The organism is Pollutimonas nitritireducens, from assembly GCF_002849615.1.
Taxonomy (GTDB): domain Bacteria; phylum Pseudomonadota; class Gammaproteobacteria; order Burkholderiales; family Burkholderiaceae_B; genus Pollutimonas; species Pollutimonas nitritireducens.
Window position 1 is genome coordinate 246,052 of record NZ_PDNV01000003.1, and the last position, 25,114, is coordinate 271,165.

Below are 25,114 nucleotides of genomic sequence, written 5' to 3' on the forward strand. Positions count from 1 at the left end.
TCTTTTGATCGGGTTGTTCAGGCATGCCAGCGCGTTTGCACCACCCGGAAGCGGTTGGCGACGTAAGCCGAATCGGACAGTGCGGCATTGGCGGCGGGATTGGCCCCTGTGCCGTGAAAGTCGCTGAATGCCGCCGTCTGGTTCACGAACACAGGCCCCGTCAGATTCAAAGAGAGCGAAACACCCGACTGCTCGGCAGCCTTTTGCACTTGCCGCGCAACGCCATCGTCGGTGGTGTAAGCAGACAGAGTCAGCGCTCCATGGTCGATAACGGTCTGCCTGGCCAGCTCGATGCTCTGCTCGGTCGAGTCGGTGGCCACGATAAAAACAATGGGCCCAAACCATTCTCTCAATATTGCCGCGTTGCCGGCATCGGCCTTGAGCAGCAACGGCGTTTGCACCTGCGCATCCCTGAATTGAGGGTGATCAAGACGGCGACTGTCGCTCAGTACCGGCATACCCAGGCCCCTGGCTTCGTCAATACGATGCAGCGTAGCTGTGCTCTGAATGGCTCCAGTGAGTTCCACGGCCTTGGCAGGATCGGCGGTGAGTTTATCGACGGCTTGCGCCAATCCGGCGGCCACCTCGTCAAAGGTCATGTGACCTTCGGCAGTCTTGATGCCGTCGCGGGGTACGTAGACGTTCTGCGGCGCAGTACACATTTGGCCCGAGTATAAGGAAAACGAGAAGGCCAGATTGCGCGCGACGCCTTTGAAATCGTCAACGGAATCAATGATCACCTGGTTTACGCCGGCCTTTTCGGTATAGACCTGGGCCTGGCGGGCGTGTTCCTCGATCCAGTCTCCATTGGCGCTGCTGCCGGTGAAATCAATGAGTTTGACCGCGGGGTTCAATGCCAATGCCTGGGCGGTGTCATCGGCAGCAGAGTGCGCGGCCAGCAAGACGACATTGGGATCGAACCCGCCTTCGCTAAGTACGTCGCGGGCGATGCCGACAGTGATTGCCAGCGGAAGAATCGCCGCCGGGTGTGGTTTGACAATGACCGTGTTGCCGGTTGCAAGGCTGGCAAAAAGACCGGGATATCCGTTCCAGGTGGGAAATGTGGAGCATCCCACCACCAGACTGATGCCTCGCGGCACAATAGTGAACCGCTTCTGCATCTTGATGGGATCATGCTTGCCCTGCGGCTTTTCCCAGGTGACCAACCCGGGAATCCTGGCCATCTCCTGCCATGCGTAGGCCACGGCTTCCAGCCCGCGGTCTTGTGCGTGCGGTCCACCTGCCTGGAACGCCATCATGAAGCCCTGCCCGGTAGTGTGCTGCACCGCATAAGCCATTTCGAAACTACGCTTGTTGATACGCTTGAGTATCTCCAGCGATACACCTGCCCACGCACGCGGACCGGCCTCGCGCCATGTGGCAAGCGCTGCTGCGGACTGTTCGATAAGCCGTTCGGCCGGAACCTGGGGATAGCCGATATTCAATTCGATCCCGAATGGCGAGACCTCGCTGCCGACACGACCCGAGGCGCCTTCAAGGTGCAGGGGAAAATCACTGCCCAGGTAGCTTTCAAATGCCGCGCGTCCTTCATCGTTGGCTGTCTCGCCATAGAAGCGTGGACTGGCGGATTCTGGAAAAGGACTCCAGTACCCTCGTGTCGCGATGGCCTCCATGGCCTGCGCCAGCACGTCTTCATGCGTGGTAAAAAAATCAGTGGACACTACACTCGCTCCTTTCTAAGGCCGCTCCCGGGGCAGGGGCCGCCACATATATATTTTAAGATTCAACCGATATCTTTCGATAGGGCCATTCACCGAGGACTCAGGTTTCCTGATCGAAATCGATGACGAGCCGGTCGGTTACAGGAAAACTCTGGCAACACAAAACGAAACCCCGTGCGACTTCGTAATCTTCAAGGGCGAAGTTGGCATCCATATCAACTTCGCCTTCGATGACTTTGCACCGACAGGTGGAGCAGACCCCACCCTTACATGAATAAGGCAGCTCTATACCTTGCGCCAGTGCGGAATCGAGCACACTGTCCTTGTTCTTTTCTATACTCAGTGTTCGCGTCAGACCGTCCTGTATGACGGTGACTTCGCAGAGATCCCTGCCTGGCGCCTTGCGGGCTTCGTGCCCGGTGCGCAGTGCGCGCGGCCCTTTGGGCGATCCGAAAAGCTCGAACTTGATCCTGGACTTGTCGATACCGTTGTCCATCAATGCCCTGGTCACGGATTCGGTCATGTCTTGCGGTCCACAGACGAAGGCATAGTCGATCATGGAAGGATCCATCCAGACGTTCAGCAACTGCGTCACCTTGTCCCCATCCAGCCTTCCGTTGAAGAGGTCAATGTCCTGGTGCTCGCGACTCATTACATATATCAGCGAGAATCGCGTCATGTAGCGGTTCTTGATGTCTTCGATTTCTTCGCGAAACAATACGGCGGACGACGCCCGATTGCCGAAAAACAGCGTAAAGCTGCTTTCGGGCTCGGTGTCCAGCGCGGTTTTCACCAACGATAGTATGGGGGTGATACCGCTGCCCACTGCAAAGGCTACATACCGATGTGCATTGGTCGGTGAGAATTCGACTGTGAAGTTGCCATCCGGCGGCATGACATCCAGGGACTGCCCCGCTTCAAGGTGCTGGTTGGCCCAGTTTGAAAATGCCCCATCGTTAAGGCGCTTGATAGCCACCCGCAACTGCCTGTCGCTGGGAGCGGCGCAGATCGAATATGAGCGACGCAACTCTTCACCGCCGACATTGGTGCGCAGCGTAAGGTACTGCCCCGGCCGGAATGAAAACTTGTCGTTCAATTGGCCGGGAACGTCGAATGTAACGACCACCGCATCGCGCGTGTTCTTGGCCACCGAGGCCACTTTCAGAGAATAGAACTGATTCATTAATGTGCCTTGAAATAATCGAAGGGCTCCCGGCAGTCGTTACAGCGGTATAAGGCCTTGCACGATGTCGACCCGAAATGGCTGACCAGCCGGGTATGGCTCGAACCACATAGGGGACAAGGCACGACGACGTTCGTGGCGCGTCTTGTAATACCGGAAATGTTGATCGCCTTTTCACCCGGCGGCGCAATCCCGTAGTTATTCAGCGCAGCACGGCCTTGCGGCGTCATCCAGTCTGTGGTCCATGCCGGCGACAGCTGTGTTTCGATTCGTACGTGCTCGATGCCGTGCGCGCCAAGCGTGCCGGCGATATCGGCCGAAATCTCGCGCATGGCTGGACACCCTGAATAAGTCGGCGTTATGGTCACGACGCAGGTGGATCCTTCCCAGGCGATATGACGAATCAGACCCAGGTCGACTACCGACAGCACAGGAATCTCAGGATCGGGGACACCGGTCAGCCACTGCATCACATCGTCAGGCGACGCGTGAACCAGCCCGCTCACCACACAGCTCCGGGATAAGTGCGCTGCAGATGCTGCATCTCAGCCAGTATGTAACCTAGCGCCTCGGTATGGCGCCCGGAGATTCCACCCCGGTGTGCGCGGTGACTGGCATCATCAGGATCAGGCAGAATCAGCGTAGACTCCTGGAAGATGCCTGACACATGCTCGAGCCAGGCTGGCCATAGTTGCGAATGCAGCGGCACGACCTTGCGGTCTGCCAGTGCTTCAATGATCTCGTCATCCAGGAACAGTTCGCCGACAAAACGCCACGCATCATTGACCGCTACCTGCATTCTTGCGTGGCTTTCGGCCGTTCCGTCTCCGAGACGCACAAGGATGTCCGAAGAACGACGTACGTGATACGTGACCTCTTTGATGGATTTCTCTGCGATGGCGGCCACCCGTTCGTCAGAAGACGAACACAATTCCTTGAGCAGGAAGTAATGCCACGTATCGAAGAGGAACTGGCGCGCGATAACGCTACCATAATGAGTATTCGGCCGCTCGACCAGCAAGTAGTTCCGATACTCCGGAGCGTCCCGCAGGTAAGCCAGCTGATCTTCATCGCGCGATTGCCCTTCGACCTCGCCGGCCAGGGTCAGCCACAGGCGCGACTGACCCAGAAGGTCGAGCGCTACGTTGGTCATGGCAAGATCTTCCTCAAGCGCCGGCCCGTGGCCGGTCAACTCGGACAAACGGTGCGACAGTATCAAGGACGTGTCGCCCATGTGCAGCAAATACTGAAACAAGGGTTGATCCATGGGATCTCCTACATATGCTTGATTTCTTCAGGCATGGGAAAAAAGGTGGGATGACGATAGATTTTGCTATTGGCCGGCTCGAACAATGGTTGCTTGTCGCCGGGGCTGCTGGCGACAACATCGGCCGCCTTCACCACCCAAATGCTCAATCCTTCGTTGCGCCGTGTATAGACGTCGCGTGCGTTATTGATGGCCATTTCGGCGTCGGATGCATGCAGGCTGCCCACATGCTTATGGGCCAGGCCATGTTGACTGCGTATAAAGACTTCCCAGAGGGGCCATCCGTTTTGACTCATTTTCGTATCCTTCGCCGGCTCGGCCGCCGACACACGCATTGAATAAAAGAAGCTTCAGGCAGCGGCTTTGTTGCGGGCATGCTTGTCGGCATATGCCATGAAGGCATCTCGCACCCAGGCACCCTCTTCGTGCGCCTTGACGCGGGCTTGAAGGCGCTCACGATTGCACGGGCCATGGCCCTTGATGACGGCATAAAATTCCGACCAATCGATTTCGCCGAAATCGTAATGGCCGCGTTCCTCGTTCCATTTGAGGTCCGGATCCGGCACCTTCAGGCCTAAATAGTCCGCCTGCGGCACAGTCTGGTCGACCATTTTCTGGCGCAGCTCGTCATTGGAGAAGAGCTTGATGCGCCATTGCATGGATTGCGCGCTGTTCGGGGAATCGGCATCAGAAGGGCCGAACATCATGAGGGCCGGCCACCACCAACGATTGAAGGCTTCCTGGCACATCTCTTTCTGGGCTTGCGTGCCATGCAGGCACATTTGAATCAGAAGGTCATAGCCCTGCCGCTGGTGAAAGGATTCTTCCTTGCAGACACGGACCATGGCGCGTGCATAAGGCCCGTATGAACAACGACAAAGCGGTATCTGGTTGATAATGGCCGAGCCGTCGACCAGCCAGCCTATCATGCCGATATCGGCCCAGCTAAGGGTTGGATAATTGAAAATGCTTGAATATTTTGCCTTGCCCGAATGAAGGTCGTCGACCAGGTCATCGCGGGAAACGCCCAAGGTCTCGGCCGCACTGTACAGATACAGTCCATGCCCAGCTTCATCCTGAACTTTGGCCAACAAGATGGCCTTGCGTTTCAATGAAGGGGCCCGGGTGATCCAGTTACCCTCAGGCAGCATCCCGACGATTTCAGAGTGCGCATGCTGCGAGATTTGCCTGACCAGCGTCTTGCGATAGGCCTCGGGCATCCAATCCTTCGCCTCGATTCGCACGCCTTCGTCGATCCGCTGCTGGAAAGCCAGTTCAGGCCCGGTCAGCTGATCGACGGTGCGCACGCTTTTTACCCCGGTTTCAACAAGCTGAGCGTACATGAGAGTCTCCTTTAGGCTTGAACAATACTTTATGCCTTCATTATTTAATACAAAAATATTGATGTCAATCAAATTATGGTATCAAATAAGACCCGGCCTGCTTCGTATAACATGAGCGTTCTGCCTACGGACACCCTCTCATGCAAGACTCGCCCAGCACCCTCCAGCGTCTGATCCATTCCCTGCTCGAACGTGACCCACCGCGGGCAAAATCGCTTTGCGTGACCCTTCTGGGCGACGCCATAGGGCCTCACGGCGGCCGGATTTGGCTCAGCGATCTTATTGAGCTGGTCACTCCTCTTGGCATCAACGAACGGCTGCTGCGCACGAGCGTCTTTCGTCTGGTAGCCCAGGGATGGCTGCAATCCGAGCGCCACGGCCGGCGCAGCCTGTATCGCTTGAGCGAACTGGGCGAGGACCTCACCCGCCAGGCCTCGAGCCGTATCTATGAAGGCTCGCCGCAGCAATGGGCAGGCGATTGGACGCTGGTCATCCTGCCACGCTTTGGAAACGGCAGCATGAGCAAACGCAGCGAGGTGCGCCGCGAGCTGATCTGGGCTGGATTTGGCGCCATCGCACCTGGCATTTTTGCGCTGCCGCGCAACCAGGCGGACGTCGCACAGAAAGTACTCGGCAAACTGAAGCTATCGAACAATGCGTTGGTGCTGGGCGCGCATGACATGAACGAAAGCAAGGGGTTGGCCATCAGCTCTCTAATCTCGCAATGCTGGGACCTGGATGGGGTGGCGCGCCAGTATCAGGAGTTTTCCGATACCTTCGGACCCATGCTGGCGGCTGTGGGCGATAGCATGCGGCCGTCGCAGGCCTTCGCGGTGCGTGCCTTGACCATACACGAATGGCGCCGCATCGTCTTGCACGACCCCCAGCTGCCTACTCAGATGCTGCCCGAGGACTGGCCCGGACATGCGGCACGCATGCTATGCGGCGAGTTGTACTGGGCGATTTTCGACATGGCGGAACGCCACCTGGACTATTTGCTGGATAAGGATCCCGCGCATTACCAGCCCGCGAAACCGTCCGTGTACGAACGGTTTCGCGGGCAACGCGCAACAAACTACAATTTGATGAAATGCTCGCGATAATGCTTGAGTTCTTCAATTGATTCGTAGATGTCGGCCAACGCTTCATGCCTGCTTTTCTTGACGAAGCTTTTGTACACCTCAGGCTTCCACCGCAAGGAAAGCTCTTTCAATGTGCTGACGTCGAGATTACGATAATGAAAGAAAGCTTCGAGCCGCGGCATGTACTTAACCATAAAACGCCGATCCTGACCTATGGTGTTGCCGCACATGGGCGATTTCCCGGCGGGCACGTATTGAGCCATGAATTCCAGCAGTTGCTGTTCGGCCTGTTCTTCAGATAGGGTGGAGGTCTTGACCTTGTCAATCAGCCCGCTCTTCCCATGCGTGGACTGATTCCATTTATCCATGGCGTCCAATAGTTCGGCGCTCTGGTGTATAACCAACACTGGGCCTTCAGCGACAAAGGTCAGGTCGGGCTCGGTAATGACCACGGCTACCTCGATAATGCGTTCTTTTTCGGGGTCAAGACCCGTCATTTCCATATCAAGCCACACCAACCGCTGCTCGTTCGCCGCCATATAATCCTTCCTTAAAACACCGATTTTCGCATAATGGCGCTCTCTATGTTTACCCTGGCCTTTATTGTCTTCCTGCTATCCGATATTGCGATGCGCTTATATCTGGCATCACGCCAGGTACGCCACGTTCGTCAACATCGGTCGGCCGTCCCGGCGGAGTTTTCCGACCGCATAAGCTTGCATAGCCATCAACGAGCCGCCGACTACACCACAGCCAAGATGAAAGTATCGATGGTGGAGCGCGTCACCGAAGCCGTCGTGCTGGTCGCGTTCACCTTGCTGGGGGGGTTGCAAGCCCTGGATGTTCAACTGGGCAACCTGATCGACAATGAAATGCTGCGTCAGCTATGCCTGATCGGAGTCGTATTGGCCTTGCTCGGTGTGGTCGGGCTGCCGTTTTCAGCCTGGAAGAAATTCAAGCTTGAAGCCCGGTTCGGCTTCAATCGTATGACGCCTCGCCTGTTCCTGCTGGACGCATTCAAAACGCTGGTCCTCAGCCTTCTGCTTGGCACACCGCTGGTCGCAAGCATTCTGTGGATCATGGAAAATGCAGGCCCCTACTGGGTTTTATGGGCCTGGGGACTATGGGTCGCGTTCAATTTGCTCGTTCTCTGGCTTCTGCCCACGATCATCGCTCCGTTGTTCAACAAGTTCACGCCCTTGAATAATCCGGAGATGTCCGATCGCATCCACCGGCTGGCGCAGCGTTGCGGCTTTTCGCTAAGCGGCCTGTTCGTCATGGACGGGTCCAAACGCTCGGCGCACGGGAATGCCTACTTCACCGGTTTCGGAAAAGCGCGGCGCATCGTCTTCTTCGACACCTTGCTTGCGCGACTGAATATCGACGAAATCGAAGCCGTGCTGGCACACGAGCTGGGCCACTTCAAGCACAAGCATATTCTCAAGCGCATGGCCATCACGTTCACTGTTGCATTGCTGTTTGCCCTGCTCTTGAGCTGGCTGTCGACACAGGTCTGGTTCTACGTACAGCTGGGCGTATTACCGCAGCTTGGCCGTCCCAACGACGCCCTCGCACTGATACTGTTTTTCCTGGCGCTACCCGTGTTCACGTTCTGGCTCACGCCGCTTGCCAGCTGGCTTTCCCGCAAAGACGAATTCCAGGCTGACGACTATGCAGCCCAACAGTGCTCTCCGGATTCTCTGGTGTCAGCCCTGGTGAAACTTTATGATGATAATGCGGCCACGCTGACACCCGATCCGGTACACTCGGCGTTTTATGATAGCCACCCACCAGCCGTGATACGAATACAGAACTTAAAGCATGCCTAACGCGGCCGCGCCCGAAGGGCGCATTATTGCCGCACACGGACGCCACTACACGGTAGAACTGCCCGATGGCAGCTTGCGCAAGTGTTTTCCACGTGGAAAGAAGGCCGGCGCAACGGTCGGCGATTATGTCGTCATCAGCCCCCAGGGTGCCGATGAAGGCTCCATCGACCGCATCCTGGAGCGTCGCAACCTGCTGTACCGTTCCGACGACATGCGCACCAAGCAGTTCGCAGCCAATGTGGATCAGTTGCTTATCGTCGTCGCACCAGAGCCCGCCTTTTCCGACGACTTGACCGGCCGCGCACTTGTTGCGGCGTGGAGCGCTGGCATAGAACCCATTGTGGTTCTGAACAAGGTCGATCTCGAAAACAGCATAGGCATGGCGCGCCAGCGTCTGGCCACGCTTATGCAGCTCGGAATCCACATCGTCGAGCTGAGCGCACATGCGCCCGAGCAAATGCGCGCCGCCCTCCTGCCTTTGCTGCGGGACCGCTGCACGCTGCTGCTGGGCCAGAGCGGCATGGGGAAGTCGACAATACTGAACGCACTGGTGCCGGACGCGCGCGCGCACACTCAGGAACATTCCCAGGCGTTGGGAGCCGGAAAGCACACGACGACCAGCACCCGCCTGTATCACTTGCCGGATCAGCCCGGCGACATCATCGATTCGCCCGGCTTCCAGGCCTTTGGTCTGTATCATCTGACCGCGACGGATATCGAGCGCGGATTTCCAGAATTCACAGAGGCCATTCAACACTGCCGCTTTTATAATTGCACGCACAGGCACGAGCCGGGTTGCGGCGTGCTGGCAGCCATTGAAAGTGGCGCCATCACCACGGCGCGCCATGAGCTTTACAAGCGCATACTGGCCGAGAACGAAGCCCAGGGAAGATACTGACTACCATGCGCCTGGTGACTGCTGCGCTGTTTGCTCAGTCCGGTATTCGAATCCGGCAAATAGCCACTAAGCGAGCTTGGATTGCGCGGCGGCAAGATAATGATAGAAGTTTCGTATCAGGGCCGCCGTAGCGCCCCAGATGAAGTAAGACTTCCACGTTATCGAAAAATAATAGCGGTGTCCGCCACCGGGAAGCGAAGCCTGGTGCAGTCGGTGCACACCGGTATCCATCAGCACGGACAAAGGCACCTCGAATACCTCGGCGACTTCGGTCCGATCGGGACTGATGGTGAATCCAGGGCGTATGGCACCTATGACCGGTTTCATGGTGAAACGCGTCGACGTGAGAAAGCTGGGCTGAGTACCGATTATGTCGATAAATTCAGGCGCCACACCAATTTCCTCGTGGGTTTCCCGTATTGCAGCGGCAATTGCATCGGTGTCTGTGGATTCAATACGCCCGCCCGGAAAAGAGATTTGGCCTGCATGATCGTATAAATGCGAGGCCCTGCGGGTGAATACCACGTGCACGCCAGCAGGACGCTGTACCAGCGCGACAAAGACTGCCGCCTTGATGACGCCATGGTGCCCGAGCACATCGGCCTGGAACGAATCAGCAAAGATGGGTTCGACTTTCCATTCGACGGGGTGTGCGAAGGCAGAAGAAATGAAATCGAGTTGGAGCGAGGCTTTGGAGAGAGGCTGCAATATCTCGCTCGAAATGATAGGCTGTACCAGCGGGTCGAAACCCGGGAGAATCATGCGCCTGTTTCGAGGAATAACGGTGCTCTGAGACATAAAATCAATAAAGCAAAGGCACCCATGAGGTGCCTTTGCTGGTTTAAACCGGAAAAACGCTGCTTATTTAGCGGCTGCTTTCTTGGGGTTGCGAACCAGCTTTTCTTTAATACGAGCAGCCTTACCCGAACGGCTACGCAGGTAGTAAAGTTTAGCACGACGTACATCGCCGCGACGTTTTACTTCAATGCTTGCGATTTGCGGGGAATACAGCTGGAATGTACGTTCAACGGCTTCGCCAGAGGAAATCTTGCGCACGATAAAGGATGAATTCAGACCGCGGTTGCGACGGCCGATGACCACGCCTTCATAGGCCTGGACGCGCTTGCGGGCGCCTTCAACCACGTTTACATTAACAATAACGGTATCGCCAGGGCCAAAAGTAGGCAGTTCTGCGCCGCCGGTAAGGCGTGCAATTTCTTCTTGTTCAAGAATTTCAATCAAATTCACGGTAAAGCTCCTGATTTCATCATGACGCTGGCATTTCTTGGTATGTAGCAAGCCAGGCAGAGGATGAGTTAGCAAAGCCGATTATTGTACAGGTAAACGGCTGATATTAAAAGCCACCTGCGGCAGCAAGCCACATTAGCCCGGGGATTGTTGCACCCCAGGCAGCGACCAGGCAGATGTCAGCCACCATGGCGCCACGTGTGAGTGGCGTGGACTTGCCACGGCTTGGGCACGACTGGAAGGGCCATTTGGATGGCCGGCTTTTTGGCTGATAAGTTTGCATGAGCTGTCTCCGGAAGGAATTGGTCGCGACTATGGGATTACTGCACACACCAAATGCCATACGTGCGAGCTGGTGCTGCATACTGTTTATAAAAACAGCTATCGCGTAAATAGAACTGTATAAAACAACAGTAGTATTTGCAAGCGATATTTTTGCTTCTGCGGCACTTTTCCGACAGTTGGCTTGATAACCCGTCCTTGCCTGTCCCCTTCCCGGCTTCCCGTTATTGGCAACCGTAATGGAAAAGCAGCTAGAAAAAAACCCACCAAGTGGCGGGTTAAAGGATTGCTGTTTCGTTCCTATTTATTAGGTTGGGGCGTGACGCGCAAATAGGGGCGTACTTCTTTATACCCTTTGGGGAACTTCTCTTTCAGTACGGCTTCATCCTTCAGCGAAGGCACAATGATGACATCGTCGCCGTCCTGCCAATTTACCGGTGTAGCCACGCTATGACTGTCTGTCAGTTGCAAGGAATCGATCACACGAAGGATCTCATTGAAATTGCGCCCCGTACTGGCCGGATAGGTTAAGGTCAAGCGAACTTTCTTGGCAGGATCGATGATGAATACCGAACGCACTGTCGCCGTCGTGCTGGCATTCGGATGAATCATGTCATAGAGAGTTGATACTTTACGGTCCGCATCCGCAAGGATGGGGAAGTCTACCTTGGTGTTCTGCGTGTCATTAATATCTTCAATCCACTTCTTGTGTGACTCGGCATCGTCTACGGATACGGCAAGCACCTTGACGTTGCGCTTGGTGAACTCACCGGACACGATGGCCGTGTAGCCGAGTTCTGTCGTGCAAACTGGCGTGAAGTCGGCGGGGTGGGAAAACAGCACGCCCCAACTGTTGCCTAGATACTCGTGAAAATGAATTTTTCCGATGGAAGAATCCTGTTCGAAATCGGGGGCGGTATCGCCCAGACGCAAAGTTGACATATTGGCTCTCTTGGTCGTAGAACAAAAGGAAAGGGTATGCCATATATTGTGTCAGCATAAGAACCCTAAAGGAAACAAGCCATAGCTATATACTTATTTCCCGCCGGCCTCATTGGCATACCGACTGGCAACTATCCCTTCCAGGACGCTCACCGACAACGATTCCACCCGCGGAAGGATGTGTGCCGCATAGAAGACACTGGTGGCGAGCTTAGTGGTGTAGAATGCCGCCGCTTCATCTGCATGGGCTTTTTGGCTGCAAACCAGCGCCGCGCGTGCCAGTTGCCAACCAGCATGGACCGTGCCCGCCAACATCAGGTAAGGGACACTGCCCAGAAAAACGGCGCGAAGGGACGATTGCGCATTGGCCAAAATAAACGAGGTCGCCTTGTCGTACGCCTCTATGCCGGCGCCCAGGCGCCGCGCTATCAGGTCCAACCCGTCTGCATCGCGGCCTGCCTTGTCGGACTCTTGTTGCAGCTGTACGACCAACGCCCGCATCTCCGCGGAAAGAACCTTTGCAACGGCGCCGCCGTCGCGCAATATTTTGCGCCCCACAAAGTCATTCGCCTGGATTGCCGTCGTTCCTTCATAAATGGGCAAGATTCTGGCATCACGATAATACTGGGCGGCTCCCGTCTCTTCGATAAAGCCCATCCCGCCGTGGACTTGAACGCCCAAAGAGGTTACCTCGAGGGAAGATTCAGTCGAAAAGCCTTTGACCACTGGCACCAGATACTCGTACACAGCCTTGCTGCGCGCCCTGGCTGCGGGGTCGGTATGACGGCGCGCGGTGTCGCACGCCGCCGCAGCCACGTAAGCCAAGGCGCGGCCACCCTCAGTCAGCGCCCTCATGTTCAACAGCATGCGCTGCACATCCGGATGATTCGAAATGGCGACAGGGCCCGCCGACCCTTCGAGTGCCTGGCCTTGAACCCGCTCGTGCGCGTAGGCCACCGCATGCTGCAAAGCTCGTTCGGATACGGCAATGCCCTGGATTCCAACTGCATATCGCGCCGCGTTCATCATGATGAACATGTACTCAAGTCCGCGATTTTCCTCGCCGACGAGGTAGCCGACAGCCCCTTCCCCGACGTCGCCCTTGCCAGAGCCGTACAGCAGGACGGCCGTCGGACTTCCGTGTATGCCCAGCTTATGCTCCAGCGATGCACACCATACATCGTTGCGCGGCCCGAGCGTGCCGTCTTCGCCGACCAAAAACTTGGGCACAATGAACAGTGAAATCCCTTTCACGCCTCTGGGCGCATCTGGCGTACGGGCCAGTACCAGGTGCACGATATTCTCGGCCATATCGTGTTCACCGTAAGTGATGAAGATTTTCTGGCCGGACAAGCGGTAGCTTCCATCGCCCTGCTTCACCGCCCTCGTGGCAACCTGGGCCAGATCCGAACCGGCCTGGGGCTCGGTGAGATTCATCGTTCCGGTCCAACGCCCTTCGAGCATGGGAGGGATGAAACGCGACTGCTGATCGTGTGTGCCCACCGCCGTCAAGGCTTCGATGACGCCATCGGTAAGCAAGGGGCATAAAGAGAACGCCAGGTTGGCTGCGTTCATGTTTTCACTGACCGCAGCGCCGATAAGTTTCGGTAAACCCTGCCCGCCCCATTCCTGCTCATGCTGAAGCCCTTGCCAGCCCCCCGCGGCAAATTCGGAGAACGCCTTTTTGAAACCCGGAGATGTGCTGACCGACCCGTCGGACCATTTCGCCGGAGATGTGTCACCGGACTGATTCAGCGGCGCAATCGCCTGCTCTACAAACTTGGCGTTCTCATCGAGCACGGCGTCGACCAGATCGGACGACACGTCTTCGAATCCGGGCAATGCCAGGACATTTTCAAGATCGGCCAGTTCGTTCAACACGAAACGGATATCTTCGGTAGGGGCTCGGTAGCTCATTATTTCTCCATGGTTGAATTGCCGTAAAAACGGGCCTGAGACTTGCGCCACAGGCCCGTTTTGTTACTTGCTACAGACGAACCGGTATGACTACAGCGCCTGGACCAGTTCTGGTACGGCCTGGAACAGGTCTGCCACCAGGCCATAGTCGGCCACGCCGAATATCGGAGCCTCGGCGTCTTTGTTGATGGCCACGATGACCTTGGAGTCTTTCATGCCGGCCAGATGCTGGATGGCCCCCGAAATACCTACCGCGACATACAGCTCAGGCGCAACGATCTTGCCGGTTTGGCCGACCTGCCAATCGTTGGGCGCGTAACCGGCGTCCACGGCGGCGCGCGATGCGCCCAGTGCGGCACCGAGCTTGTCGGCCAGCGGATCGAGGATCTTGAAATTCTCGGCGCTACCCAGGCCCCGGCCTCCGGACACCACCACTTTCGCGCCGGCCAGTTCAGGCCGATCGCTGGCCGCCACTTCGCGGCCCGCGAACGACGACAAGCCGGAATCGGCCACCACCGTTACGGACTCCACGGCTGCGCTTGCACCTTCAGCGGCCACGCCATCGAACGCCGTGGTGCGCACGGTGATGACCTTGACGGCATCGGCCGACTGCACGGTGGCGATGGCATTGCCAGCATAGATGGGACGCGTGAACGTATCTGCGGCTTCCACGGAAATAATATCGGAGATCTGGGCGACATCGAGTTTGGCCGCCACGCGCGGCGCTACGTTCTTGCCTGCTGCGGTCGCTGGAAACAGGATATGGCTATAGCCCTCGGCAATCGACAAGACCTGGGCCGCGACGTTTTCAGCCAGGCCTTCGGCCAGTGCCGGACCGTCGGCCACCAATACCTTGCTTACGCCAGCCGCTTTCGCTGCCTGGTCGGCCACCGCTTGCGCACCGTTGCCGGCCACCAATACATGTACGTCGTCGCCCAGTTTCAATGCTGCGGCAATGGTGTTCAGCGTGGCACCTTTCAGGTGCGAATTATCGTGTTCTGCAATTACTAGAATCGTCATTTAAACCACCTTCGCTTCATTCTTCAGTTTGTCCACCAGCGTCGCCACATCGGGCACCATGATCCCGGCCGAACGTGCGGGCGGCTCGGAAACCTTGAGTGTCTTCAGACGCGGGGCAACGTCCACCCCGAGTTCTTCAGGCGTGATCACGTCGAGCGTCTTTTTCTTTGCCTTCATGATATTGGGCAGCGTGACATAGCGCGGCTCGTTCAGGCGCAAGTCGGTCGTGATGATGGCCGGCAGCTTGAGCGTCAGGGTTTCGAGCCCGCCGTCTACTTCACGCGTGACCGACACGGAATCGCCCGAGACCTCGACTTTGCTGGCGAACGTGGCCTGTGGCCAATCCAGCAAGGCGGCCAGCATCTGGCCGGTTTGGTTGGAATCGTCGTCGATCGCCTGTTTGCCCAGTATGACCAACTGAGGCTGCTCTTTGTCTACCAGAGCCTTGAGCAATTTGGCAACCGCCAAAGGCTGCAATTCGACGTCGGTCTGGATCAGTGCCGCGCGATCGGCGCCGATGGCCATGGCGGTGCGTAAGGTTTCCTGGGATTGGGCGACGCCGCAAGTAACGGCAACCACTTCAGTGGCGATGCCTTTTTCCTTGAGCCGCGTAGCCTCCTCGACAGCGATTTCGTCAAATGGATTCATCGACATTTTGACGTTGGCGATGTCCACGCCACTTTGATCGGATTTGACGCGTACTTTGACGTTGTAATCAACCACACGCTTGACAGGTACCAATACCTTCATCGAGCATTCTCCAAGAATTGAAAAAAAATCGTGCCACCCAACTCGGCAAGCGGACTGTCGAACCAGTCGCCCGTTGGCCCCAACCTGCCCGCTAGGAAATAATTCAAGTAAATTTTCTTATTCTACAACGTTGCGAGTACCTTGATATGGGCTACCGCGCTGCGTCCCAGGGCCGACAAGTTGTAGCCGCCTTCCAGAAAGCTGACAATCCGACCTTGCGCAGATCGCTTGGCCAATATCACTATTTGCTCTGTGATCCAGGCATAGTCGGATTCCACCAGGCTCAACTGCCCCATGTCGTCCTCCCGATGGCCATCGAACCCGGCAGAGATGAATATAAACTCCGGGTTGAAGGCGTCAAGCCTGGGCATCCATATGTCGCTGACCAGTTGGCGAAGGTCATCGGCTTGGGTGTAAGCCTGAACCGGTATGTTTACCATGTTTTCGGCCGGATCTTCCTGGCGTATATTGGGAAAAAACGGATGCTGGAAAAAACTGCACATCAGAACACGGGGATCTCCGGAGAACATTTCCTCGGTACCGTTGCCGTGATGCACGTCAAAGTCGATGATCGCAACACGCTCGAGCCCGTACCTTTCTACTGCGTATGCCGCCGCAATGGCGATGTTATTGAAAAAACAGAAACCCATGGCCACGCCAGGTCGCGCATGATGACCAGGCGGACGTACCGAGCAAAATGCAGTCTGCGACTTTTTTTCCATGATGGCGTCGACCGCAGCGATGCCTGAGCCGGCAGCCGCCATCGCTGCTTCCAGCGTATGCGGATTCATCAGAGTGTCTGGATCGATGGCCAGATATCCTTCGGCTGGCAGGCTGGCGCGCAGCTGGGCAAGGTATTCGAACGTATGAACGCGCAATATGTCGGCGTCGCGCGCAAGAGGAGCTTGCTCTTCGGTCAACAATGACATCACCCCGCTGGCCAGCAACTGGTCGTTGATGGCATCGAGCCTTTGGGGGCATTCCGGATGCCAATTTCCCATTTCATGCAAGCGGCACGCGGGATGAGTAATATATAGAGTCTCCATAAGGAAGATTATGTTCAAACCTGCTCGTATTTTGCAAGCTACTTCTATTTTCCTGTTGATGGCTGGTTGCGGCACCACGCAAACCGCAGCGCTTGCACCAGGCCAGTTGCCCACCGCCACCTCAACACCTGTACAGCTTGCAACGGTTACGCCTGGCCAGTCCCCTGCCGCGCCTGCTGGTACCGACGTATCGATCAAGGCGGGTTCATCCACGCCGGGCGCTGGCGGCTTCCTGCGACCGGACGGAGAACTGACGCCAGACATCCAGGCGTATGCGCGCGAAGTGTCCAGCGTACGACACGTGCCGTTGACGCATGTCATCGATCTTCTCAAGACAGCCCAATACAACGCCACAGCATCCCGATTGATGACACCCGGCAAAACCCGCATACGCCGCAGCTGGGTTACCTACCGCAATCGTTTTGTCGAGCCGGTGCGCATCAATCGCGGGGTCGAGTTCTGGGCGGAACACAAAACGACGCTCGATCGAACGGCACGGGAATACGGCGTACCTCCCTCGATCATCGTCGCCATTATTGGCGTGGAAACCGTTTATGGTCGAAATACGGGCAATTTTAGGGTCCTCGATGCGCTGGCCACCCTGGGGTTCCGCTACCCGGACAGCAGCCGTCCGGAACGCAGCCAGCTGTTCCGCGACCAGCTGGCCGACCTGATTCAATTGGACTACGAGAAGAAGCTCGACGCCCGCAACGTCGAGGGCTCGTTTGCGGGCGCAATGGGTTTGCCGCAGTTCATGCCTGGAAGCCTGATGCGGTATGCCGCGGACGGGAATGGGGACGGCCGTATCGACCTGCTATACAGCGTCGACGATGCCATCGTTTCGGTCGCGCGATTCCTGAGAATGCACGGCTGGCAACCCGGACTGCCCGTCTTCGCACCGCTGGTTCTACCCGAGGATCCACAAAAGCTGGTGGTGGGAGGGCTCTACCCCACGACAGACTGGGCGACATTACAGACTCAAGGTGCAAAAGTCAGGCCAACCGTCGGCAATCCTATGACAAATGAAACGCTGGTCGCCAGCGCCTCGCCGACAGATGTACCGCTGTCGGGATGGAAGAGCCACAAGCTTGGTGTTGTCGATCTGCTCGACGAACCGCGAAACACGGCGGAATACCGTGCCGGCACACCGAATTTTTTCGCAATCACGCATTACAACCGTAGTTATTTCTATGCAACATCGGTTGCCGATCTGGCACAAGCCCTGGCGGACCGCGTGGGATATGGCTACCCGAACTAAGGACTGTTAATTGAACACGCCTGTGGACAAATACCGGTCGCCCCGATCGCAGACGATGAACACGATCGTGGAGTTGCGTACTCGGCCGGCGACCCGCATGGCGGCCACTAGGGCACCGGCCGAAGAGATACCACCGAAAATCCCTTCTTCGGCAGCCAGGCGGCGCGCCATGTCTTCAGCCTCTGCCTGGCCTATTGCTTCAAAGGCGTCGACCTGTTCAGGCTTGTAGATAGAAGGCTGATAGGCCTCGGGCCACTTGCGTATGCCCGGAATTTGAGCGCCTTCGGCCGGCTGGGCGCCAACGATCTGGATCTGCGGATTTTGTGAACGCAAATATGCCGCAACGCCCATTATCGTACCGGTGGTTCCCATGGCGCTGACAAAGTGGCTTATGCGTCCATCGGTTTGCTGCCACAACTCTGGGCCGGTGGTCTCGAAATGGGCTGCGGGATTATCGGCATTGGCGAATTGGTCCAGCACCTTGCCCTTGCCTTCGGCCTGCATGGTATTGGCAAGGTCGCGCGCGTATTCCATACCGCCCTGGTTGGCGGGCGTCAGGATGAATTGGGCACCGTATGCGGCCATGGCGGCGCGCCGCTCGACCGACAGATTGTCGGGCATGATCAGGATCATTTTATAGCCGCGGATCGCTGCCATCATGGCCAGGGCAATACCCGTATTGCCGCTGGTAGCCTCGATAAGCGTATCGCCCGGCTTGATATCGCCGCGCTCTTCAGCCTTGCGGATCATGGCGCTGGCAGCGCGGTCCTTGACCGAGCCCGCCGGATTGTTTCCTTCGAGCTTTGCCAGAATCACGTTGCCGCGCTGCTCGCCAGCCTCGCCAGGAATGCGTTGCAAGCGAACCAGAGGTGTCACGCCTATGGTGTCTTCAATTGTGGAATACGATTTCATGCTCGAAATAATACACCGATCATGGATGTCATTGGATAAAAGCCGGTGCCGTGTTCATTTTTTTGGTGGCCCGCTTTGCGGCACGACTGGTGCATTTGCGCCCAGCGTCAGCCCCGCGGCTTTCAAGGAGGCTGCCTTCTTGGGCCCTATGCCCTTGATGCGGTCGGAAAGGTCTTCGAAGGATTCGTAACGACCGCCGCGCCTGCGTTCATCGATGATGGTTTGCGCGGTCCGCGGACCAATGCCACGCACGCTTTCGAGTTGCTGCTGCGTCGCGTTATTGACGTCAATGGCGAAGGCCAGTCCGGGCACGACGGAACCTGCGAGAAATCCGGCACGCGCCAGCAAGTGGCCGGTTGCAGCTGGCAATACGCCTGTAGCGGGAAGCCCCAGACCGGTGGCAAGGCTCATTGCACCCAGGGTCAATCCCACCAATGAGCGCCGTTTTGCGTGACGAGCGCCCGCAGCCGGCGGGACCCCAAGCGCAACTGCTCCTGGCAGGTCAGCCTGCATAGGCGCCAGCGGCCGTGCCACCGTGGATTCAGTAAAGGGATTCATTGCAGTCTCCAAAATATGAACAGGACTTCAATGATCCCTGCATTACGCCCCTAACTACAGTCATCCAGCGGCATATAGTCCATGCGTAAAGCTACCCTGCACGCTGACGTACTACGTGGCCACCAGCGTGTTCACATACGCGGCGACGCCCGTCTGCACATCGTTGAATGGCTTATCGTAGCCCGCAGCGCGAAGCTGGGTCAGATCAGCCTGCGTATGGCTTTGGTAGCGTCCCTTGAGATCGTCCGGGAATGGGATATACCGCAGCAGGCCCTGCGATACAAGATTTTCCAGCGTCAATTCGGGCAGACCGCCATAGGTACGCATGGTATTGACGACCGTTCGCGCGACATCATTGAATGGCTGCGCGCGGCCAGTACCACAATTGAACACACCGGATTTTTCCGGATGGTCGAGAAAAAACAGGTTCACGTCCACCACGTCGTCCACGAAGATGAAGTCGCGGGATTGGCCGCCATCGCCATACCCGTCCCAGCCCCCGAACAGGCGCACATGTCCCTCTGCCTTGAACTGGTTCATGTTGTGAAACGCCACGGAAGCCATGCGCCCTTTGTGCTGCTCTTGCGGTCCGTAAACGTTGAAATAGCGCAGACCCACGACCGGAGCCGTCAGTGACGCCAAGCGGCGACGCAGGACCTGGTCAAACAGAAATTTGGAATAGCCGTAGACATTCAGCGGCGATTCGTATTGAATTTCTTCGGCATACACAGGCCCCGCACCGTAGACCGCCGCCGACGACGCATATAACATCGGAATCTTGTTTACCTGGCAGTACTCAAACAGTTCAAGCGTGACACGATAATTATTATCGAGCATGTAACGACCATTGCGTTCGGTCGTGTCGGAACATGCCCCCTGGTGCAGTACGGCTTCAACCTTGCCCAACTCTCCTTGCGCAACGCGCCTGCGGAATTCGTCCTTGTGCATGTAGTCGGAAATCTGACCTTTGACCAGATTGACGAATTTGTCGCCTTCAGTCAGGTCGTCGACCACAAGAATGTCGGTATACCCGCGGCGATTCAGACCTCGGACGAGGTTGCTTCCTATAAAGCCGGCGCCTCCGGTTACTACTATCATGCTAATTCCTCCGGGGTAACGGTTGACGTTCCCAACTTGCCCACGACGACACCACCGGCCCGATTCGCCCACAGGACGGCATCAAACCAGGGAAGTCCTGTGGCCCGGGTAACGGCCAGCGTGGCCAATACCGTATCGCCGGCGCCAGAAACATCGAAGACCTCATGCGCATACGCATCGGTATGCTGACGTCCACGGTCGGTGAACAGGGTCATTCCCTGTTCAGAGCGCGTCACCAGCAAGGCTTCAAGATTCAACTCGGCCCTGAGCTTCTGGGCCCTATCCTCGAGTTCCTGTTCAGAGTGCCAACGGCCGACGGCTTCCTGCATCTCGGCGCGATTCGGCGTGATCATGGTGGCGCCGCTATAACGCTGGTACAGGTGTCCTTTGGGATCGACGAGCACAGGAATATCGGCTTCGCGAGCCATATGTATCAGCGACCCGACCTGCGACAATGCGCCTTTGGCGTAATCGGACAAAACCAGGATATCGTGCTGCCCTATGAGCTCGCGTGCCCGGGCATCGAAGTCGGCAACACCCTGTATGCCCGGCGAGTCTTCGAAATCGACCCGAAGCAATTGCTGCTGGCGGCCCAATACACGCATTTTAAGGGTTGTCGGCGCCTGCGGATCGACGACCAGGCAGGGGCGAATGCCGGCGTCGTGCACCAGCGCCTGCACTTTTTCGCCTGCCTCGTCATTGCCGACCAGGCCCAGTAAAGTGGCCTGCGCACCCAGTGCCACGATATTGCGCGCGACATTGGCGGCGCCACCGAGACGGTCTTCGCGCCTGGCAACGCGCACAACCGGCACCGGCGCTTCAGGTGAAATACGCTCGACCTCGCCGAACCAATAGCGATCCAACATGACATCGCCCGCCACGAGGATTTTTACACGGCGTGCCGCCTGTACTGGAAAAGGCGTCATTTCGTTTCCTCCAGTCGACGCGGCTGGTAGGTTTCCCAAGAATTGCACCCCGGACATTGCCAATAAAAATTGCGCGCCTCAAAGCCGCACACCCGACATGCGTAGCGGTCCAGACGCTGCGTATGCTTGTGAATGAGGGAACGCAGGAGGCTGAGATCGGCGCCCGCTGCGGCTTCATGTGTCGGAACCAATGATGCGAGCGCTTGCCCCTGCGGCGAAGCACCGGCATCGGGCGCTGACAATGGAGTGCGCGGATCGGGGGCGCCGCTACTGGCGAGTTCCGCCTCGAGCAGACGATCCAGACCGAGCAGTGATGGATGGGCGCGCAAGGCTTCACGCGCGAAAGCCCAGGCCAACCTGTGCCCTTCCTGGGCGCGAAGTTCGCGAAATACCACATTGAACGTATCGAGCGAGGGATAACGCATATAGTGATTGCGAAGCAACTGCAGGCCCTCGGTCTGCTGACCGACGCGCCGGTAGCTTTCAAGAATATCTGCGGCCACCAGACTGGCGTATTCGGGCGCGATATCAAGAATGGACACGAGGTAACTGCGTTCGCGTTCGGGCTTACTGCTGAGCCGCGCCAGGCGCGCCCGCTCTATGGCGATGCGTGCTTCCGAGGCCTGGCCATTAGTCTTCGCGCCCAGCGCCGCCGCCGCGTTGTCTGCCGCGTCAAGCGCCTCTTCCGCGGCGGGTATATCAGGCGGCTTCGTCGCCATGGCCGCGACGGCGCGCTCGCATTGATAGTGGATCAACTGCGGCACAGGCTCGTCCACCAATGCGCGCAGACGCTTGACCGCCTCAATGGCGCGGGGCCAATCGTGTTCAGACTCATAGATGCGTATCAGCGCCCTGACGGCAGGGACCGCGAAACGGCTATCGAGAACCTGCTCAAAAGCCTGTTCAGCGCGGTCCAGCATTCCTGCCTTGAGAAAATCCTGAGCCAGTTCATGCTGGGCGGTTTCCCGATCGACCTGCGGCAGGTCGGCCCGCGACAGCAAGCTTTGATGCACCCGTATGGCACGCTCCATCTCGCCACGACGGCGAAACAGGCTCCCCAATGCGAAATGCAATTCCGTCGTTTCTGGATCCAGCTTGGCCACCTCGACGAAGGCGTCGATGGCGCGGTCGGGCTCTTCGTTGAGCAGGAAATTCAGACCCTTGAAATAAGAGTTCGGCAAATTGCGGGTCTCGGACAGCATCTGCCGGATGTCGACGCGCGCCGCGATCCAGCCGAGCGCAAAAAGCAAGGGCAAAAAAATCAACCACCAGGGTTCAAAATCCACTATTCATAACCTCGGTAGTTCAGAGAGGTGCCAGAGGGGCAACCGTTTCGGGTGCCACGGCTTCACCCGGCACATTGGGGTACTTGAGTTTGTCTTCAAGGCGCGCCACGTCGCGCCGCAACTTGTTCGCTTCGCGACGACGGCGCATGATCGAAGGCGCCGCGATCAACAGGCCAAACACCACGCCCAAGACGAATACGGACAACATGACCACGATCAGCGGCACTCCCGTGACCACGCGGTCAGCAAAAAAATTGACGTCCACAGGGCCCGTGTTTTTTAGCGCAAACATTAGAACGACAACGAACACCACCAGCCGCAATATCCAAACGAGATAGCGCATAACGAACACTCCAATAAACTGGGATTTCGACAATTGTAAGGGGAATCGAGCGCAATACCCGGGGGCCGACCCATAAAAAGCGGGCTCTCGAAACAGAGAGCCCGCAAATGCCGGTCGAATTGCTTACTACAAGCCGTTTAAACCGACCTACCCATGCATGATGCGCGTATCGAACTGCCCTAATGCGACGGACGACTCGTTTATTGCCGCCTTGACTTCGTCGTCGTAGGCAGAATCCACGCGTTCCCGCAATTCCTTGCCAGCCTTGAAGTGCGGTACCTGTTTACCAGGCACCAACACCTTTTCACCGGACTTCGGATTGCGACCTACGCGTGGTGAACGTTCAGACAAGGAAAAGCTGCCAAAACCCCGGATCTCGATGCGTTGACCACCAGCCAGAGCCTGGGTCATCGCTTCGAGCACTGTCTTGACGGCGTAATCCGTGTCGCGTACAGCCAATTGCGGGTAACGATTGGCAAGGATCGCTATCAGTTCAGACTTGGTCACATCGATTAACCGTCGTCGCGTGCTTGGTCAAGCTTGGCTTTGAGCAAGGCTCCCAAGTTGGTCGTACCGGACGAAGCGCTGGCATCCGACATGCGCTGGATGGTTTCAGCAGTATCGGCTGTATCGCGAGCCTTGATCGACAATTGAATCGAACGCGTCTTGCGGTCGATGTTGACGATCATGGTTTCGATGTTTTCACCGGCTTTCAACGCCGTTGTTGCATCTTCGACGCGACCCGTCGAAATCTCGGAAGCGCGCAGGTAGCCTTCAACATCGAGCGACAGCGTTACAACAGCGCCCTTTGCTTCAACGGACTTGACCACGCCAGGAACAACCGCGCCCTTGTCGTAAGTAGCCACGAAGTTGTTGAATGGGTCGCCTTCAAGCTGTTTGATGCCCAGCGAGATGCGTTCCTTGTCGGTGTCGATACCCAGAACCACTGCGTCGATTTCGTCACCCTTCTTGAAGTTGCGAACCGCTTCTTCACCGGTTTCGGTCCAGGACAGGTCGGACAGGTGAACCAGGCCGTCGATGCCACCCGGCAAGCCGACAAACACGCCGAAGTCAGTAATGGACTTGATGGCGCCACGGACTTTGTCGCCGCGTTTGAAGTTGATGGAGAATTCTTCCCAAGGATTGGCACGGCACTGCTTCATGCCCAAGGAGATACGGCGACGGTCCTCGTCGATCTCCAGGACCATGACTTCGACTTCTTCGCCCAAGGTGACAACCTTGCGCGGATCAACGTTCTTGTTGGTCCAGTCCATTTCGGAAACGTGCACCAGGCCTTCGATACCGGCTTCGACTTCAACGAATGCACCGTAATCGGTGAGGTTCGTGACCTTGCCGAACAGACGCGTACCTTGCGGGTAGCGACGAGCAAGGCCGACCCATGGATCTTCGCCCAGCTGCTTGACGCCCAGCGACACACGGCTTTTTTCCTGATCGAACTTGAGTACCTTGGCCTCGACTTCCTGGCCTACTTGCAAGACCTCGGAAGGATGGCGAACACGACGCCATGCCATGTCGGTGATGTGCAGCAGGCCGTCGATACCGCCGAGGTCGACGAAAGCACCGTAGTCGGTGATATTCTTGACCACGCCCTTGACCACAGCGCCTTCGCTGAGAGTTTCAAGCAGCTTCTGGCGCTCTTCGCCCATGCTGGCTTCAAGCACCGAGCGACGTGACAGCACAACGTTGTTGCGCTTGCGGTCGAGCTTGATGACCTTGAACTCCATGGTCTTGCCCTCGTAGGGCGTAGTGTCCTTGACGGGACGCAGGTCAACCAGCGAACCTGGAAGGAACGCGCGGATGCCGTTGGTCATGACCGTCAGGCCGCCCTTTACCTTGCCGGTGATGGTGCCGGTAACCATTTCACCCGATTCGAGTGCTTGTTCAAGTTGCAGCCAGGCCGACAGGCGCTTGGCGCGGTCGCGCGACAGGATGGTGTCGCCATAACCGTTTTCGAGCGAATCAATGGCAACGGAAACAAAGTCGCCAGGCTGGACTTCGAGCTCGCCCTGGTCGTTCAGGAATTCTTCAAGAGGGATCAATGCCTCGGACTTGAGGCCGGCATTGACCACCACAAAATTGTGATCGATGCGTACGACCTCTGCGGAAATGACCTCACCGGACTTCATGTCCTGGTTCTTGATACTTTCGGCAAAAAGGTCGGCAAAGCTTTCACCGCCGGCGGCGGCAGAGGTGGGAATGGTGGACATTAAATGAAATCCATAA

Annotated in this window: 26 protein-coding genes; 4 read left to right on the forward strand and 22 right to left on the reverse strand. The window is 57.1% G+C overall.

Annotated features, from left to right (window positions below; translation table 11 throughout):
- Nucleotides 1-17: 17 nt before the first annotated feature.
- The 6 genes from paaN to paaA form a co-directional block, all read right to left on the reverse strand.
- Nucleotides 18-1,682, reverse strand: coding sequence for a phenylacetic acid degradation protein PaaN (gene paaN, locus CR155_RS05605; RefSeq protein ID WP_102069007.1), 1,665 nt, complete (start codon nt 1,680-1,682; stop codon nt 18-20).
- Nucleotides 1,683-1,782: 100 nt separating this feature from the next.
- Nucleotides 1,783-2,865, reverse strand: a complete 1,083-nt coding sequence (gene paaE, locus CR155_RS05610; protein WP_102069008.1) for a 1,2-phenylacetyl-CoA epoxidase subunit PaaE — start codon at nt 2,863-2,865, stop codon at nt 1,783-1,785.
- On the reverse strand, nt 2,865-3,335 hold the full coding sequence (gene paaD / locus CR155_RS05615; protein WP_102069159.1) for a 1,2-phenylacetyl-CoA epoxidase subunit PaaD: 471 nt from the start codon (nt 3,333-3,335) through the stop codon (nt 2,865-2,867). Before paaD ends, paaE begins: the two co-directional genes overlap by 1 nt.
- 32 nt (nt 3,336-3,367) lie before the next feature.
- Complete coding sequence (gene paaC / locus CR155_RS05620; RefSeq protein ID WP_102069009.1) at nt 3,368-4,132, reverse strand: 1,2-phenylacetyl-CoA epoxidase subunit PaaC; 765 nt, start codon at nt 4,130-4,132, stop codon at nt 3,368-3,370.
- Between the two features lie 8 nt (nt 4,133-4,140).
- Nucleotides 4,141-4,428 carry a 1,2-phenylacetyl-CoA epoxidase subunit PaaB gene (gene paaB / locus CR155_RS05625; RefSeq protein ID WP_102069010.1) on the reverse strand — a complete coding sequence of 96 codons (288 nt, stop codon included), beginning with the start codon at nt 4,426-4,428 and terminating at the stop codon, nt 4,141-4,143.
- Between the two features lie 54 nt (nt 4,429-4,482).
- Nucleotides 4,483-5,475, reverse strand: coding sequence for a 1,2-phenylacetyl-CoA epoxidase subunit PaaA (gene paaA / locus CR155_RS05630; RefSeq protein WP_102069011.1), 993 nt, complete (start codon nt 5,473-5,475; stop codon nt 4,483-4,485).
- A gap of 140 nt (nt 5,476-5,615) precedes the next feature.
- On the opposite strand from paaA, the gene paaX reads away from it, so the two are divergent.
- Nucleotides 5,616-6,578: a phenylacetic acid degradation operon negative regulatory protein PaaX gene (paaX, locus tag CR155_RS05635; RefSeq protein ID WP_102069012.1), complete on the forward strand. Its 963-nt coding sequence runs from the start codon at nt 5,616-5,618 to the stop codon at nt 6,576-6,578.
- Here paaX and orn read toward each other — a convergent pair.
- Nucleotides 6,551-7,096, reverse strand: a complete 546-nt coding sequence (orn, locus tag CR155_RS05640; protein ID WP_102069013.1) for an oligoribonuclease — start codon at nt 7,094-7,096, stop codon at nt 6,551-6,553. The genes paaX and orn overlap by 28 nt on opposite strands.
- Before the next feature lie 45 nt (nt 7,097-7,141).
- Here orn and CR155_RS05645 point away from each other — a divergent pair, with 45 nt between their 5' ends.
- Nucleotides 7,142-8,386, forward strand: a complete 1,245-nt coding sequence (locus CR155_RS05645) for a M48 family metallopeptidase (RefSeq protein ID WP_102069014.1) — start codon at nt 7,142-7,144, stop codon at nt 8,384-8,386.
- On the forward strand, nt 8,379-9,284 hold the full coding sequence (rsgA, locus tag CR155_RS05650; RefSeq protein ID WP_102069015.1) for a ribosome small subunit-dependent GTPase A: 906 nt from the start codon (nt 8,379-8,381) through the stop codon (nt 9,282-9,284). Before CR155_RS05645 ends, rsgA begins: the two co-directional genes overlap by 8 nt.
- A 66-nt stretch (nt 9,285-9,350) precedes the next feature.
- Here the strand turns inward: rsgA and CR155_RS05655 are convergent, their stop codons facing one another.
- The 7 genes from CR155_RS05655 to CR155_RS05685 all read right to left on the reverse strand — a co-directional run bounded on the left by CR155_RS05655 (nt 9,351) and on the right by CR155_RS05685 (nt 16,489).
- Nucleotides 9,351-10,046, reverse strand: coding sequence for an NUDIX hydrolase (locus CR155_RS05655; protein ID WP_233213920.1), 696 nt, complete (start codon nt 10,044-10,046; stop codon nt 9,351-9,353).
- 99 nt (nt 10,047-10,145) lie between these two features.
- On the reverse strand, nt 10,146-10,532 hold the full coding sequence (gene rplS, locus CR155_RS05660; protein ID WP_102069017.1) for a 50S ribosomal protein L19: 387 nt from the start codon (nt 10,530-10,532) through the stop codon (nt 10,146-10,148).
- Nucleotides 10,533-11,114: 582 nt separating this feature from the next.
- Nucleotides 11,115-11,756, reverse strand: a complete 642-nt coding sequence (locus tag CR155_RS05665) for a peroxiredoxin (protein WP_102069018.1) — start codon at nt 11,754-11,756, stop codon at nt 11,115-11,117.
- Between the two features lie 93 nt (nt 11,757-11,849).
- Entirely contained in the window at nt 11,850-13,673 is a 1,824-nt protein-coding gene (locus CR155_RS05670; protein WP_102069019.1) for an acyl-CoA dehydrogenase, read from the reverse strand.
- A gap of 90 nt (nt 13,674-13,763) precedes the next feature.
- Complete coding sequence (locus CR155_RS05675) at nt 13,764-14,693, reverse strand: electron transfer flavoprotein subunit alpha/FixB family protein (protein WP_102069020.1); 930 nt, start codon at nt 14,691-14,693, stop codon at nt 13,764-13,766.
- Nucleotides 14,694-15,443 carry an electron transfer flavoprotein subunit beta/FixA family protein gene (locus CR155_RS05680; protein ID WP_102069021.1) on the reverse strand — a complete coding sequence of 250 codons (750 nt, stop codon included), beginning with the start codon at nt 15,441-15,443 and terminating at the stop codon, nt 14,694-14,696.
- Nucleotides 15,444-15,565: 122 nt separating this feature from the next.
- On the reverse strand, nt 15,566-16,489 hold the full coding sequence (locus tag CR155_RS05685; RefSeq protein WP_102069160.1) for a histone deacetylase family protein: 924 nt from the start codon (nt 16,487-16,489) through the stop codon (nt 15,566-15,568).
- Between the two features lie 10 nt (nt 16,490-16,499).
- Here CR155_RS05685 and mltB point away from each other — a divergent pair, with 10 nt between their 5' ends.
- Nucleotides 16,500-17,747, forward strand: coding sequence for a lytic murein transglycosylase B (gene mltB / locus CR155_RS05690; protein ID WP_102069022.1), 1,248 nt, complete (start codon nt 16,500-16,502; stop codon nt 17,745-17,747).
- A 6-nt stretch (nt 17,748-17,753) separates the two neighbouring features.
- Here the strand turns inward: mltB and cysM are convergent, their stop codons facing one another.
- The 8 genes from cysM to rpsA form a co-directional block, all read right to left on the reverse strand.
- A complete protein-coding gene (gene cysM, locus CR155_RS05695; protein WP_102069023.1) occupies nt 17,754-18,659 on the reverse strand; it encodes a cysteine synthase CysM in 906 nt (301 codons plus the stop codon).
- A gap of 54 nt (nt 18,660-18,713) precedes the next feature.
- Nucleotides 18,714-19,217, reverse strand: coding sequence for a ComEA family DNA-binding protein (locus CR155_RS05700; RefSeq protein ID WP_102069024.1), 504 nt, complete (start codon nt 19,215-19,217; stop codon nt 18,714-18,716).
- A gap of 111 nt (nt 19,218-19,328) precedes the next feature.
- The gene (rfaD, locus tag CR155_RS05705; protein ID WP_102069025.1) at nt 19,329-20,315 is read right to left on the reverse strand and encodes an ADP-glyceromanno-heptose 6-epimerase; all 987 of its coding nucleotides are present in this window, start codon (nt 20,313-20,315) and stop codon (nt 19,329-19,331) included.
- The gene (gene rfaE1, locus CR155_RS05710; protein ID WP_102069026.1) at nt 20,312-21,241 is read right to left on the reverse strand and encodes a D-glycero-beta-D-manno-heptose-7-phosphate kinase; all 930 of its coding nucleotides are present in this window, start codon (nt 21,239-21,241) and stop codon (nt 20,312-20,314) included. The genes rfaD and rfaE1 overlap by 4 nt, the downstream gene beginning before the upstream one ends.
- Nucleotides 21,238-22,527 carry a lipopolysaccharide assembly protein LapB gene (gene lapB / locus CR155_RS05715; protein ID WP_102069027.1) on the reverse strand — a complete coding sequence of 430 codons (1,290 nt, stop codon included), beginning with the start codon at nt 22,525-22,527 and terminating at the stop codon, nt 21,238-21,240. Before lapB ends, rfaE1 begins: the two co-directional genes overlap by 4 nt.
- 19 nt (nt 22,528-22,546) lie before the next feature.
- The gene (locus CR155_RS05720; protein WP_102069028.1) at nt 22,547-22,870 is read right to left on the reverse strand and encodes a LapA family protein; all 324 of its coding nucleotides are present in this window, start codon (nt 22,868-22,870) and stop codon (nt 22,547-22,549) included.
- Nucleotides 22,871-23,017: 147 nt separating this feature from the next.
- Entirely contained in the window at nt 23,018-23,377 is a 360-nt protein-coding gene (locus tag CR155_RS05725) for an integration host factor subunit beta (protein ID WP_102069029.1), read from the reverse strand.
- A 5-nt stretch (nt 23,378-23,382) separates the two neighbouring features.
- Nucleotides 23,383-25,098 (reverse strand): 30S ribosomal protein S1, encoded by a 1,716-nt coding sequence (rpsA, locus tag CR155_RS05730; RefSeq protein ID WP_102069030.1) that lies wholly within the window; start codon nt 25,096-25,098, stop codon nt 23,383-23,385.
- Nucleotides 25,099-25,114 lie beyond the last annotated feature (16 nt).